General features: G+C 62.9%; 13 protein-coding genes. 6 read left to right on the forward strand and 7 right to left on the reverse strand.

Annotation, left to right across the window (positions count from 1 at the left end):
• Positions 1-186 precede the first annotated feature (186 nt).
• Entirely contained in the window at positions 187-639 is a 453-nt protein-coding gene (locus AC1Z32_RS31740; protein WP_483482789.1) for a TadE/TadG family type IV pilus assembly protein, read from the forward strand.
• Entirely contained in the window at positions 632-1,777 is a 1,146-nt protein-coding gene (locus AC1Z32_RS31745) for a TadG family pilus assembly protein (protein WP_483482790.1), read from the forward strand. Before AC1Z32_RS31740 ends, AC1Z32_RS31745 begins: the two co-directional genes overlap by 8 nt.
• A 54-nt stretch (positions 1,778-1,831) precedes the next feature.
• Here the strand turns inward: AC1Z32_RS31745 and AC1Z32_RS31750 are convergent, their stop codons facing one another.
• Complete coding sequence (locus AC1Z32_RS31750; RefSeq protein ID WP_483482791.1) at positions 1,832-2,275, reverse strand: low affinity iron permease family protein; 444 nt, start codon at positions 2,273-2,275, stop codon at positions 1,832-1,834.
• Between the two features lie 58 nt (positions 2,276-2,333).
• Between AC1Z32_RS31750 and AC1Z32_RS31755 the strand changes: the two genes are divergently transcribed.
• Positions 2,334-2,906, forward strand: coding sequence for a DNA-3-methyladenine glycosylase (locus AC1Z32_RS31755; RefSeq protein WP_483482792.1), 573 nt, complete (start codon positions 2,334-2,336; stop codon positions 2,904-2,906).
• Here AC1Z32_RS31755 and AC1Z32_RS31760 read toward each other — a convergent pair.
• Genes AC1Z32_RS31760 through AC1Z32_RS31775 form a run of 4 tightly spaced genes read right to left on the reverse strand, consistent with a single transcriptional unit; the run spans position 2,903 to position 7,502 of the window.
• On the reverse strand, positions 2,903-4,108 hold the full coding sequence (locus AC1Z32_RS31760) for an ABC transporter substrate-binding protein (RefSeq protein ID WP_483482793.1): 1,206 nt from the start codon (positions 4,106-4,108) through the stop codon (positions 2,903-2,905). The genes AC1Z32_RS31755 and AC1Z32_RS31760 overlap by 4 nt on opposite strands.
• 27 nt (positions 4,109-4,135) lie before the next feature.
• On the reverse strand, positions 4,136-4,843 hold the full coding sequence (locus AC1Z32_RS31765; protein ID WP_483482794.1) for an ABC transporter ATP-binding protein: 708 nt from the start codon (positions 4,841-4,843) through the stop codon (positions 4,136-4,138).
• Complete coding sequence (locus AC1Z32_RS31770; RefSeq protein WP_483482795.1) at positions 4,840-5,625, reverse strand: ABC transporter ATP-binding protein; 786 nt, start codon at positions 5,623-5,625, stop codon at positions 4,840-4,842. The genes AC1Z32_RS31765 and AC1Z32_RS31770 overlap by 4 nt, the downstream gene beginning before the upstream one ends.
• Positions 5,622-7,502, reverse strand: coding sequence for an ABC transporter permease (locus tag AC1Z32_RS31775; protein WP_483482796.1), 1,881 nt, complete (start codon positions 7,500-7,502; stop codon positions 5,622-5,624). Before AC1Z32_RS31775 ends, AC1Z32_RS31770 begins: the two co-directional genes overlap by 4 nt.
• Before the next feature lie 44 nt (positions 7,503-7,546).
• Between AC1Z32_RS31775 and AC1Z32_RS31780 the strand changes: the two genes are divergently transcribed.
• The 3 genes from AC1Z32_RS31780 to AC1Z32_RS31790 all read left to right on the forward strand — a co-directional run bounded on the left by AC1Z32_RS31780 (position 7,547) and on the right by AC1Z32_RS31790 (position 10,775).
• Positions 7,547-7,900, forward strand: coding sequence for a hypothetical protein (locus AC1Z32_RS31780; RefSeq protein ID WP_483482797.1), 354 nt, complete (start codon positions 7,547-7,549; stop codon positions 7,898-7,900).
• A gap of 146 nt (positions 7,901-8,046) precedes the next feature.
• On the forward strand, positions 8,047-9,381 hold the full coding sequence (locus AC1Z32_RS31785; RefSeq protein WP_483482798.1) for a glutamine synthetase family protein: 1,335 nt from the start codon (positions 8,047-8,049) through the stop codon (positions 9,379-9,381).
• Between the two features lie 17 nt (positions 9,382-9,398).
• The gene (locus tag AC1Z32_RS31790) at positions 9,399-10,775 is read left to right on the forward strand and encodes an aspartate aminotransferase family protein (protein WP_483482799.1); all 1,377 of its coding nucleotides are present in this window, start codon (positions 9,399-9,401) and stop codon (positions 10,773-10,775) included.
• Here the strand turns inward: AC1Z32_RS31790 and AC1Z32_RS31795 are convergent.
• Together AC1Z32_RS31795 and AC1Z32_RS31800 are read right to left on the reverse strand one after the other, a co-directional pair.
• Complete coding sequence (locus AC1Z32_RS31795; RefSeq protein ID WP_483482800.1) at positions 10,759-11,655, reverse strand: LysR substrate-binding domain-containing protein; 897 nt, start codon at positions 11,653-11,655, stop codon at positions 10,759-10,761. The genes AC1Z32_RS31790 and AC1Z32_RS31795 overlap by 17 nt on opposite strands.
• A 64-nt stretch (positions 11,656-11,719) precedes the next feature.
• Positions 11,720-12,673, reverse strand: coding sequence for a 2-hydroxyacid dehydrogenase (locus tag AC1Z32_RS31800; RefSeq protein ID WP_483482801.1), 954 nt, complete (start codon positions 12,671-12,673; stop codon positions 11,720-11,722).
• Positions 12,674-12,833 lie beyond the last annotated feature (160 nt).

Here is a 12,833-nt window from a genome sequence, read left to right on the forward strand (position 1 = left end):
CCGCTTTCATGAGGAGCATGTCTTGCCGTGCAAGTTGACTTGCATTCCCGTCGTTACCTTTAACCCAAGCAGGTCGTTGCATTTGTCCGCGTGCGATGTGGTCGAACCTTCACGCGGCGAAAGCTGGCTAGCCTCGTAGCCGATGCCAGCCGACAGCGACGTCTCTGCCGAACAAACAACACAAGCATGCGTAAGCTCGAATATCGTCTCGCCGGCAGCCGGTCTCGTCGAATGCGCCCGCACGCTGTCGCGGAGGGCGGAAGCGTCGCGCTGGAATTCGTCATCCTGTTTCCGTTCGTCATCATGATTCTGGTCGGCGTACTGGACTTCAGCCTGATGATGTACGACAAGGCTGCACTCGTCACAGCCGCCCGAACGGCAGCGAGAGCGGGGATCGTGGTCGGCTCGACCGTCGACGTTGCCACCGTTGCCAAAAATACGGCGAACAGCCTGCTCGTGAGCGGCCGTGCCAGCACTGGAGCGTCAGCCACGCCGACGAATCAGACCGACGCGTGGGGGAACAAGCAGCTCGTCGTTACGATGTCCTATACCTATAACGGGTTGCTCATCGGCTCGGCGTTCAGCGCGCTGACCGGTCCGGTCACCCTGAACGCAACGGCGGTGATGAACTATGAATGAGCCGCGTAATGAGCCGCGTAATGATCAGCGTACTGAACCGCGCAATGAGCTGCGCTGCCCGCGCCACGGGAAGACCCTGCAACGGGGAGTGAGCGGCCGGCGAGTGCGCACCCCGTCGAACAGTGTGGGCAGCCTTCGCCGCCAGCGTGGCGTGATGGCATTCTCGATGCCGATCGTATTGCTCATGACGATGGCGGCGGGCGCCCTGGCCGTGGACATCGGACATTTGTACGCGGCCCAGGCCGAACTGCAGACCGCCGCCGATGCTGCATCCCTCGCGGGCGCGGCTTCGTTGTTCTCCGCAAGTAGCACAAGTCCGAACTGGACCACCGCGCAGACGGTCGCCTCGCGCTCGGTCGCGATGAACCGCTCCGACGGCATCACGCTGCAAGACTCCAATCCCACGTCAGTGAAAACCGGATACTGGAACATAACCGGCATCCCCGCGCAGATGCAGCCGACGACGATCGTTCCGGGAAACAATGACACGGCCGCCGTCCAGGTGACTGTCTCACGTGCGCCGGGGCTCAATGGCGGTTCGGTCAGCTATTTTCTGGCGCCTCTTTTCGGCATGAAGAGCGGTGCGGTCAGCGCTACGGCTGTCGCAATGGTGTCCGGGCCGGGAATGATCGCGGCGAAAGGCCTCTTCCCGATGGCGCTCAGTGATTGCATGGCCCAGTACTACCTGAAGCTCGGGACGAAGACTCAGGTCAAGATCGGCGATGGCGGAACGCCCCCCTCCGGCTGTTCATCGACAGCCCAGTGGACCAACCTTGGAACCGGCAACAGCGGCGCGAGCACCGTACAGAATCTGATGAACTCGAACCCCGTGAGCATCAACGATCTGATCAATCTCGTGACCGACACCGGCGTCAAGGCATCGCTTTACAAGGACGTGAAACAGAACACCAGTCTCGTAGGCGCCACGGTGGTCATGCCAGTCGTGGCCGACGCGTCCTCGACGGCGTCGCAGAAGGTCGTGGCGTTCGCCGCATTCCATATCGTCGATTCCAACTGGCAGGGCAACAGCAAATACATCACGGGCTATTTCGACCCCGGCTACAAGATCCCGACGGCGGGCAACGGGCAGGTCGGCCCTTACTACGGTGCTTATTTGCCTCCGCGTCTGGTGAACTGAGGCCTGCCGTCCGCACGGACGACGCGCCTCGAATGCAGCCATGCGCCCGCCCTGCTACCGCGACCCTTCGCCGGGAAGCTTTCGCTCGCGCTCGAACGAAGGCATGTCGATGTCGCTGCTCGGCGCGCGCAAGTTGTCGCGCGCCTCCTGCGCGAGCTTCTCATAGCGCTTGCGAAACACCGTGAGCTCCTTTTCGTCGAGCTCTTCCAGATCGAGCAGCGCGTTATGCGCTTTATCGACAGCGCGAATGAGTTCATCGAGCTTGATCTGCATCGCCGCGGTGTCGCGGTTTTGCGTGTTCTGGATCAGGAAGACCATCAGGAACGTGACGATTGTCGTCGACGTGTTGATAACGAGCTGCCATGTATCGCTGAAGTGAAAGAGCGGCCCGGATATGCCCCAGACGGCCACGAGCACCACCGCGATCACGAAGGTCGATGCGCGGCCCGCCTTTTGCGCGAGCGCATTCGAGAACTTGAGGAACCACGAAGTTTTCATTCGGCGTCTCCTGATCGTCGGGGGTCGGTTGCGGGACGGCGCGGCTAGAATAACGCTTGTGAACAGGAAGCCCAAACCCATCGATTTCCACGCGCCGTCCGACGAAGTCGCGCAACGCCTGATCGGCGCGATCGTGACCGTCGACGGTGTCGGCGGCCGCATCGTCGAAACGGAAGCCTATGACCGCGAAGATCCCGCCTCGCACAGCTTTTCCGGTCCGACACCGCGCAATGCAGCAATGTTCGGGCCGCCCGCGCATGCCTATGTCTACCGTTCCTACGGCATTCACTGGTGCCTGAACTTCGTGTGCCGCGAAGCGGGCCACGGCGCCGGCGTGCTGATCCGCGCGATCGAGCCGCTTGTCGGCATCGACGCAATGCGCGAGCGGCGCGGGCTCGAGCCGATCAGACTTTTATGTTCGGGGCCGGGCCGCGTCGCGCAGGCACTCGGCATCACGCACAGGAACAACGGCATGTCGCTGCTCGAAGCGCCGTTTCGTATCGAGCCGCCGGAGGAAGATTTCTCCATCGTCCACGGACCCCGCATCGGCATCAGCAAGGCGATGGACGTGCCGTGGCGCTTCGGGCTTGCCGGTTCCAGATTCTTCAGCAAGCCCTTTCCCAAGGATTAGTCCGCCGGCCGCAGCTTCTTCACTTCCTCGTCCGAAGGCTGCACGCTCGCGCCGTCGACGTAACGGAACGACGTCATCACGCCCTTGCCGTCTTTCAGGCCCGTCACGCCGACATACGCGCCCATCGTCGATTGATTGTCCTGCTTGCGGTACGTGATAGGACCGAACGGCGTATCGACGGGCAGGCCCTTGAACGCGGCAGCGAGCTTGTCGGCATCGGGCGAGCCGGACTTCTTGAGGCCATTGGCGATCGACATCATCGCCGTATAGCCGACAACCGAGCCCAGGCGCGGATAGTCGTGATACTTCGCCTGATACGCGGCGACGAATTTCTTGTTCGCGGGCGTGTCGATCGAATACCACGGGTAGCCCGTCACGATCCAGCCGACCGGCGCCTCCTTGCCGAGCGGATCGAGATAGTCCGGCTCGCCCGTCAGCAACGACACGACAGCGCGATCCTTGAAGAGCCCGCGCGTGTTGCCCTCGCGCACGAACTTGCCGAGGTCCGCGCTGAAAAGCACGTTGAAGATGGCGTCGGGCTTCGCGTCGGCGAGTGCCTGCGTCACGGCGCCCGCATCGACGTTGCCGAGCGGCGTCGCCTGCTCCGCGACGAACTCGACATCCGGCTGCGCGGCCTTCAGCAAGCGCTTGAACGTGGCCACCGCCGACTGTCCATATTCATAGTTCGGGTACACGAGCGCCCAGCGCTTCTTCTTGAGCTTCGCGGCTTCGGGCACGAGCATCGCGACCTGCATATACGTCGACGGGCGCAGGCGATACGTGTACTTGTTGCCGTCCTGCCAGACGATCTTGTCGGTGAGCGGCTCGGCCGCGAGAAAGAAGATGCGCCGCTGCTTCGCATAGTCCGCGAGCGCGAGACCCGTGTTCGACAGATAGCCGCCGAACAGCAGCTTCACCTGCTCGCGCGTGACGAGCTCCTGCGCGACGCGAACCGTGTCGCCGGGATTGCCGTTGTCATCGCGCGAGACGACTTCGAGCTTGTTGCCATTGATGCCGCCCGCCGCGTTGATCTCGTCGAGCGCGAGATTCCAGCCGTTCTTGTACGGCAGGAGAAACGCAGGCTGCGCCTTGTAGCTGTTGATCTCGCCGATCTTGATGGTGTCGGCGTGAGCGGCAAAACTCAGGCTTGCCGCCGTTGCCAGAATGGTGAGGCGCATCGTCGTGCCTGCGCGGATCGTCATGTAGTCATCTCCTCTTTCGAATTCGTTTCAAACACCCAGAAACTCGCGGCGCGCGGCATCGTCGCGGGCGAATGCGTTCATCGCGCCTTCATGGCGCACCTGTCCTTTCTCAAGCACATAGACACGGTCGCTGACGAGTTCCGCGAAGTGCAGGTTCTGCTCGGACAAAAGAATCGCGAGTCCTTCGCGCTTCAGTTCGAGAATCATATCGGCCATCTGCTCGACGATGACGGGCGCGACACCTTCCGATGGCTCGTCGAGCAACACGAGGCGCGGATTGCCCATCAGCGTGCGAGAGACCGTGAGCATTTGCTGCTCGCCGCCGCTCATGCGGCTCGCGCGGCGATTGCGCATCTCGCCGAGATTCGGGAACACGCGAAAAAGCTTTTCCGGCGTCCATAGCGGCGCGTGCTCGCGCGGCGGCTGGCGGCCCGTGTCGAGATTCTCCATCACGGTCAGATCGCCGAACACGCGGCGATCCTCGGGCACGTAGCCCAAACCCCTTCGCGCGATGCGATGCGGCGCCATGCCGGCGATGTTCTCGCCCATGAACGACACCGCGCCCGAGATGCGTGGCAAGAGGCCCATCACGGCCTTCATCGTCGTGGATTTGCCCGCGCCGTTGCGGCCCATCAGCGCCACCACTTCGCCGTGCCCGACTTCGAAGCCGACATCGAAGAGTATCTGTGCGCGGCCATAAAACGCATTCAGCGCGTCGACTTTCAGAAGCGTCATGACGATGCTCCCGTGCCCAACACCGCGCGCGGCGAGAACGATGCGCCCGTGCCGAGATACACCTCGCGCACGCGCGAATCGTTGCGGATCGCTTCGGCATCGCCTTGTGCGATGAGGCGGCCGCGTGCCAGCACGATCAGCTTGTCCGCATGAGAGAACACCACGTCCATGCTGTGCTCGGTGAACAGCACGCCGATGCTCCGCTCCTTCGCGAGACGCGCGGTGAGCGCCATCAACTCATTGCGCTCCTGCGGCGCCATGCCCGCGGTCGGCTCGTCCATCAGAAGAAGCTTCGGACGGTTCGCAAGCGCGATAGCCAGCTCGACGCGCTTCACATCGCCATAGGCGAGCACCGCGCAACTGCGGCGCGCGTGCGCGGCCATGCCGACGAGGTCGAGCAAGGCCATCGCCTCATCTTCCCTCCATGACGCGACGCGGCCGAACAAACTGTAGATGCGCCGTTCATGCGAAAGCAATGCCATCTGGACGTTTTCGAGCACGGTCATCGAATTGAAGGTCGCGGCGATCTGAAACGTGCGGCCCACGCCGCGACGCCAGATATCGCGCGGACGCATGCCGGCGATATCGTGGCCGTCGAAACGGATCGCGCCCGATGTCGGCCTGAGTTGCCCGTTGATCATGTTGAAGCATGTCGACTTGCCCGCGCCGTTCGGGCCGATCAGCGCGAGCAGTTGCCCCGCTTCGAGATCGAACGTGACGTCGTCGACGGCCTGCACGCCGTCGAAGGACTTCGAGAGATGCGCGACGGAAAGCAGCGTCATTGCGCCTCCCTGAAGAAGCGCTCACGCACGAAGCCCGCGATACCTTGCGGGAATGCGATGACGAGTATCAGGATCGCGGCGCCGAGCAGCGCCTGCCAGTAATCGGTCTGTCGCGCGACGGTATCCTGAAGCCACGTGAACACGCCCGCGCCGACGATCGGACCGGCGAGTGTCTGAATGCCGCCGAGCAGGACCATCACGAGGCCATCGACGGAGCGGCCCACGCTGATCGCTTCGGGCGAGATATTGCCCTTCGAGAACGCATAGAGCGAGCCCGCGAGTCCGCATACGAGCGCTGCGACGACGAACGCGGCCCACTGCACGCGCGCGACATTCACGCCGATCGCTTCGGCGCGCAAGGGCGAATCGCGGCCCGCGCGCATCGCGAGGCCGAGCGGCGAGAACACCATGCGGCGCAATAGCCAGACGCCGAGCACGGCGAACACGAGCGTGAGGTAATAGAACGCGACGGGCGACGCTAGCCACGGCGCAGGCCAGATGCCCAATATGCCGTTGCTGCCGCCCGTGACCGCATCCCATTGAAAGACGACCGACCAGACGATCTGCGCGAACGCAAGCGTGAGCATCGCGAGATAAACGCCCGACAGGCGCACGCAGAACCAGCCGAACACGATCGCGCCGATGCCCGCGATGAGCGGGCCGAGCACGAGCGCGGCTTCCATGGGCAACGCGAAGACCTTGAGGAACAACGCCGCGCCGTATGCGCCGAGGCCGAAGTAAGCGGCGTGGCCGAACGAGTGCATGCCGCCCGGCCCCATGATGAAGTGCAGGCTCGCGGCGAACAGCACGGCGATCATGATCTCGACGAAGAGCACGGGCATGTACGGAAACGCATCGGCTGCGAGCGGCGCGAGCGCAAGCGCGATCACGACGATGAGCGCGGCGAGCTTCATAGTGCGCGTCGCGGGGCGAAGGGGTTGATCGGCGGGCGCGGCGGAACGCGCGATCGCTTGCGCGCGGCCGAAGAGCCCCCACGGACGCAGCACGAGCACGACGGCCATCACGACGAATTCGGCGACGAGCGTGAACTTCGACAAGGAGAAGTCGATGCCCGCAATCGACACATGCCCGATGCCGATGCACATCGCCTTGATTTCGGCGATCAGCAATGCCGCGACGAACGCGCCCGGAATCGAGCCCATGCCGCCGACCACGACGACGACGAACGCATTGCCGATGGTCTCCAGATCGAGCGACAGATTCGCGGACATGCGCGGCACCTGCAGCGCGCCGCCCAGTCCCGCGAGCAAAGCGCCGACGAAGAACACGCCGGTGAAGAGCCACGCCTGATTGACGCCGAGTGCGCCGAGCATCTCGCGATCCGCGCTCGCCGCCCGCACGAGCGTGCCCCAGCGCGTGCGCGTGAGCGCATACCAGAGCGCGAGCAGAACGAGCGGGCCAATGACGATCAGCGCGAGATCGTATGTGGGCAGCGCATGGCCGAGCATCTGCACGGCGCCTTCCAGATGCGGCGCGCGTGGGCCGAACAGATCTTCCGGCCCCCACAGCCAGAGCGCGGCATCGCGAATGATCAGCACGAGCGCGAACGTGGCGAGCAGATGAAAGAGCTCGGGCGCGCGATAGATGCGCCTCAGCACGCTCACTTCGATTGCCGCGCCGATCGCGCCGACGAAGAGCGCCGCCCCGGCGACCGACGCCCAGAAGCCCGCGACGCTTTCTCCGAAGCGGCTCGTCAGGCTATACGCGACATACACGCCGAGCATGTACAGCGAGCCGTGCGCGAAGTTGACGATGCGCGTGACACCGAAGATGAGCGACAGGCCCGAGGCGACGAGAAAGAGCGCGCAGGCATCGGCTAAGCCGTTGACGAGTTGGACGAGCAGGTTGGAGAGCATCGGGCTCGAAGCGGTGTTTCCAGGCGAAAGAGCCGACATTATCGATGAATTGCGCAAGCAACTCCGCGTACAGCCAAAAATGCATCACGCGCGACCGATGGAAAAAACGTATTGACGGCGTTTATGTCTCGTATATGCTCGTTGAAGGGCAATTGTCGGCATCGGCATTGCTCTGCCAATCAACTCGCCAAACGAGTGTTATCGTGAAAGTCCAAAGCCCTCTGGCACGTCGGAGCTTACGCCGCTCCTGCGCCGATCGCTGCGGCATGATTCCCGATCGCCGCTTCCTGTCGGATTCCACCATTCTGTCTTGCCGCAGCGTGCGGCGTCGTAATGCCGTTTCCGCGCGCGCGTTCATCGCCGTACATTGCGTCGGCGCAGCTTCGCTGCTGCCGTAGCGCCTCTTCTCTCTTCCCCAACGCCTGCTGACCGGTCCGCGCGCGTGCGCCTGCACGCGTGAATCGCGCGCGCCTTCTTTCTTCGCGCCTTTGCGATACGTCGCGAGGGCCGGGAAACGTGCGCCTGTTCAAAACGAGAGAACGAAATGGAACGCATCGACGAATTCCTGCGAAAGCATCACATCACCGAGGTCGAAGCGATCATTCCCGACATGGCGGGCACCGCGCGCGGCAAGATCATTCCGCGCAGCAAGTTCGAATCCGGCGAATCGATGCGCCTGCCGCAAGCGGTGATGATCCAGACCGTCACGGGCGACTATCCCGACGACGGCAGCTTCACCGGCCTCACCGATCCCGACATGGTCTGCGTGCCCGATCCCGCGACGATCCGCCTGATTCCATGGGCCGTCGATCCGACCGCGCAGGTCATCCACGATTGCGTGCATTTCGACGGCACGCCCGTCGCGATTTCGCCGCGCGGCGTGCTGCGGCAAGTGCTGCAAAAGTTCGCGGCGAAGGGCTGGCGGCCGGTCGTCGCGCCCGAGCTCGAGTTCTTTCTCGTCGACATGAACCGCGATCCGGACTTGCCGCTACAACCGCCCGTCGGCAGAACGGGACGCGCGGAAACGGGACGTCAGGCCTATTCGATCGATGCCGTGAACGAGTTCGATCCGCTCTTCGAAGACATCTACGAGTACTGCGAGGTGCAGGAGCTCGAAGTCGACACGCTGATTCACGAAGTCGGCGCGGCGCAGATGGAGATCAACTTCATGCACGGCGATGCGCTCAATCTCGCCGACCGCGTGTTTCTCTTCAAGCGCACGGTGCGCGAAGCGGCGCTGCGTCACAAGATGTACGCGACCTTCATGGCCAAACCGATGGAAAACGAGCCGGGCTCGGCCATGCACGTGCATCAGAGCCTCGTCGACGAAGAGACGGGGCGTAATCTCTTCACCGGCCGCGAAGGCGAGCCGACCGGCCTCTTCTACAGCTATATCGCGGGCTTGCAGAAGTACACGCCCGCGCTCATGCCGATCTTCGCGCCATATATCAATTCGTATCGCAGGCTTTCGCGCTTCATGGCCGCGCCGATCAACGTGCAATGGGGCTACGACAACCGCACCGTAGGCTTTCGCGTGCCGCATTCGTCGCCGCAGGCACGGCGCATCGAGAACCGCATTCCGGGCGTGGACTGCAATCCGTATCTCGCGATCGCCGCGACGCTGGCCGCGGGCTATCTCGGCATGACGCAGCATCTGGAGCCAACCGAGCCGCTCGCGAGCGACGGCTATCGCCAGCCGTATCAATTGCCGCGCAATCTCGATGAAGGCCTCACGCTAATGGGCGCTTGCGAGCCGCTCGCCGACATGTTCGGCGAGAAGTTCGTGCGCGCCTATCTCGCGCTGAAGGAAACCGAATACGAAGCGTTCTTCCGCGTGATCAGCTCGTGGGAACGCAAGCATCTGCTGCTGCACGTTTGATCTCAGGAGACGACGACATGAACGATCGAATCGACTCGACGGCACATTACCGCGCGCTCGATGCCGCGCATCATCTGCATCCGTTCTCCGACATGGGCGCGCTCAATCGCGCGGGCAGCCGCGTGATCGTGAAGGCCGAGGGCGTGTATCTGTGGGATTCGGAGGGCAATCGCATCATCGACGGCATGGCCGGGCTATGGTGCGTCAATGTGGGCTATGGCCGCCGCGAACTCGCCGATGCCGCGCTGAAGCAGATGCATGAACTGCCCTACTACAACACGTTCTTCAAGACAACGCATCCGCCGGTGATCGAGCTTTCCGCGTTGCTTGCCGAACTCGCGCCCGCGAAATTCAACCGCTTTATCTATTGCAACAGCGGCTCGGAAGCGAACGATACGGCGCTGCGCGCGGTGCATCGCTATTGGGCCCTGCAAGGCAAGCCGAAGAAGCGTCATGTGATCGCGCGCATGAATGCTTATCACGGCTCGACCATCGCGGGCGCCACGCTCGGCGGCATGAGCTATATGCACGAGCAAATGCCGTCGAAGATGGAGCACGTCGCGCATATCGATCAGCCGTACTGGTTCGGCGAAGGCGGCGTGATGGACGCCGATGCATTCGGCCTCGCGCGTGCGCGCCAGCTCGAAGCGAAGATTCTGGAGCTCGGCGCCGAGAACGTCGCGGCGTTCATCGGCGAGCCGTTTCAGGGCGCGGGCGGCGTGATCTTTCCGCCATCGAGCTATTGGCCCGAGATCGAGCGCATCTGCCGCAAGCACGATGTGCTGCTGATTGCCGATGAAGTGATCGGCGGATTCGGGCGCGCGGGCGAATGGTTCGCGCACGAGCACTTCGGCTTCGAGCCTGACGTCATCACGATGGCCAAGGGCCTCACGAGCGGCTATGTGCCGATGGGCGCGGTCGCGCTATCCGATGCCATCGCGGATGCCATCGTGAACAACGGCGAGTTCAACCACGGCTTCACGTATTCGGGGCATCCGGTCGCGGCCGCCGTCGCCGTGGCCAATCTGAAGCTGCTGAGAGACGAAGGCATCGTCGCGCGTGTGAAAGACGATATGGGGCCTTACTTCCAGATGCGCCTGCGGGAGACGCTGGCAGATCACGCGATAGTCGGCGAGATCGCGGGCGCGGGGCTCGTCGCGGGCATTCAGCTTGCCGAAGATCGTGCGACGCGCAAGCGCTTCGCCAATGACGATGACATCGGCACGATATGCCGCGACTTCTCGTTCGCGGGCAATCTCGTGATGCGCGCCAGTCACGATCGCATGTTGCTGTCGCCGCCGCTCGTCGTCACGCATGACGAGATCGATGAAATCATCGATAAAGCCAGCGCCGCGATCGATGCGACCGCACGCGCAATCACGCGCGCCGCTTAGCGAAGTATTCCGCCGCCATGTGCCGAAAGGCCGTGACGGCGGGATTGTCCTGATCGGTGCGCCATGCCATGCTCATTTCCGCCTGAACGGCATTGCCGGCAATGTCCCTGAACTCGACATTGTCGTAGTGAAACCGTTGCGACGATGCCGGAAGAATCGAAACGCCCAATCCCGCGCGAACGAGCGACAGAATGGTCGGTGTCTGATCGATGTATTGCGTGAAATGCGGCTTCACTTCATCCGCGACGAGCATGCCCATGATGCGGTCGTAGAAGTATTTGCCGTGCGTGGGCGAATGCATGATGAACGCCTGCTCGTGCAAGTGCTTCAGTTCGAGTCGATCGAAGCGGCATAGCTCGTGTCCCGCAGGCAGCGCGGCGATCAGCGGCTCGCGATCGACGAGAAGAAACTCTACTTTCTGCCGCGATGGCAGCGGCCGCATGAAACCGAGATCGATGGCATTCGCCTCGAATGCTTCGATCTGCGCGACTGAGATCATTTCGAGCAGGACCACATCGATATCCGGCAGATCGTGCTTCGCCGCGACGAGCAACTCCGGAATCAGCTCATATCCCGCCGCTCCCGTGAAGCCGATACGCACGCGCCCTGTCTTGCCCTTGCTCGCGCGGCGCACGGTGCTTTCGGCCTGCTCCGAGAGATTGAGCAGGCGCGTCGCGTCCGCGAGAAACACGCGCCCTTCCGTGGTCAGCTTGACCGTGCGGCCGACGCGCTCGAACAGCTTTACGCCCAGGTTCTCTTCGAGCAGATGAATCTGCCTGGAAAGCGGCGGCTGCGTCATGTTGAGCAGCGCGGCCGCGCGCCTGAAGTTCAGCTCCGTCGCGGCGGCGACGAAGCAACGCACTTGTCCGAGATCGAGCATTCGTAATCGACGTTGAAGTGATAGCCGATCATTATATGTTCGCCCCGCACATGCTCAACGCGCGTCAGGTCGTCAGGCTGCCTTCCGGACGTTGTCCCGCGAGACCCTGAGCGAGACTCGCGAGCACCATCTCGCCCATCGCCGTGCGCGATTCGACCGTGGCGCTCGCGCGATGCGCCTGCAGCACGACGTTATCCATCTCGAACAGTTCGACGGGCACATTGGGTTCGTCGACGAACACGTCGAGGCCCGCGCCCGCGATCGCGCCGCGCGACAGCGCTTCGACGAGATCGCTTTCCACCACGAGCTTGCCGCGCGCGATATTGATGAGATAACCCTCCTTGCCCAGTGCATCGAGCACGGCGGCGTTCACAATGCCCTTCGCTTTATCGGCGGCGGCGGCGAGCACGAGGATATCGCTCTCACGCGCGAGCGACAGCAGATCCGGCACGAAGCGATAATCGACATCGTCCATCGCGCGCACGTCGGTATAGGCGATCGGACAGCCGAACGCGGCGGCACGCTGCGCGATCGCGCGGCCCACCTTGCCGAGGCCCACGATACCCACGCGCTTGCCGCTAAAGCGGCGCGACAACGGAATCGCGCTCGGGCTTGGGTTCGTCACCCACTTGCCGTTCTTCACGAAGGCGTTGCCGGGGCAGATTTCGCGCAGCGTGGTGAGGATCAGACCGATCGCGAGATCGGCCACGTCCTCGGTCAATGCGCCGAACGTGCCCGTCACCGGAATGCCGCGCGAACGCGCGAATTCGAGATCGACGGCATCCGTGCCCACGCCGTTCACCGCGATCACCTGCAATGCCGGCAAACGCCCGATCAGTTCATTCGAAATGCCCGTATGCCCGCCGGTGATCACGCCGCGAATCGACGCACCATGCTCGCGGATATACGCGTCCTTGTCGTCCTGCTCGAACAGGCGATGCATCGTGTAGAGCGTATCCAGTTTGTCGTTGATGGCCGGTACGAGGATGGGGTTCAGTTGCAGAATGCTCGGCTTCAATTCGCGTGCTCCGTGGTGTTCGTTTCCGATGTGGAGCGGATGATGTCTGCTTTTGCCGATGACGTCCAATCCCAAAAGGCTATCAATTGATCCACGAATCGAACCGACATTCACCGCGTTCCGATCGATTCAATCCGGGAATCAGGTAATAGCAATAAAA

It is taken from the genome of Caballeronia sp. 11_S32 (assembly GCF_056930355.1).

What these genes read in the sequence shown, in the direction of transcription:
- AC1Z32_RS31740 (WP_483482789.1), top strand. Translation starts at nt 187, where the DNA reads ATGCGTAAGCTCGAATATCGTCTCGCCGGCAGCCGGTCTCGTCGAATG.
- AC1Z32_RS31745 (WP_483482790.1), top strand. Translation starts at nt 632, where the DNA reads ATGAATGAGCCGCGTAATGAGCCGCGTAATGATCAGCGTACTGAACCG.
- AC1Z32_RS31750 (WP_483482791.1), bottom strand. Translation starts at nt 2,275, where the DNA reads ATGAAAACTTCGTGGTTCCTCAAGTTCTCGAATGCGCTCGCGCAAAAG.
- AC1Z32_RS31760 (WP_483482793.1), bottom strand. Translation starts at nt 4,108, where the DNA reads ATGACGATCCGCGCAGGCACGACGATGCGCCTCACCATTCTGGCAACG.
- AC1Z32_RS31765 (WP_483482794.1), bottom strand. Translation starts at nt 4,843, where the DNA reads ATGACGCTTCTGAAAGTCGACGCGCTGAATGCGTTTTATGGCCGCGCA.
- AC1Z32_RS31770 (WP_483482795.1), bottom strand. Translation starts at nt 5,625, where the DNA reads ATGACGCTGCTTTCCGTCGCGCATCTCTCGAAGTCCTTCGACGGCGTG.
- AC1Z32_RS31775 (WP_483482796.1), bottom strand. Translation starts at nt 7,502, where the DNA reads ATGCTCTCCAACCTGCTCGTCCAACTCGTCAACGGCTTAGCCGATGCC.
- AC1Z32_RS31780 (WP_483482797.1), top strand. Translation starts at nt 7,547, where the DNA reads ATGAATTGCGCAAGCAACTCCGCGTACAGCCAAAAATGCATCACGCGC.
- AC1Z32_RS31785 (WP_483482798.1), top strand. Translation starts at nt 8,047, where the DNA reads ATGGAACGCATCGACGAATTCCTGCGAAAGCATCACATCACCGAGGTC.
- AC1Z32_RS31790 (WP_483482799.1), top strand. Translation starts at nt 9,399, where the DNA reads ATGAACGATCGAATCGACTCGACGGCACATTACCGCGCGCTCGATGCC.
- AC1Z32_RS31795 (WP_483482800.1), bottom strand. Translation starts at nt 11,655, where the DNA reads ATGCTCGATCTCGGACAAGTGCGTTGCTTCGTCGCCGCCGCGACGGAG.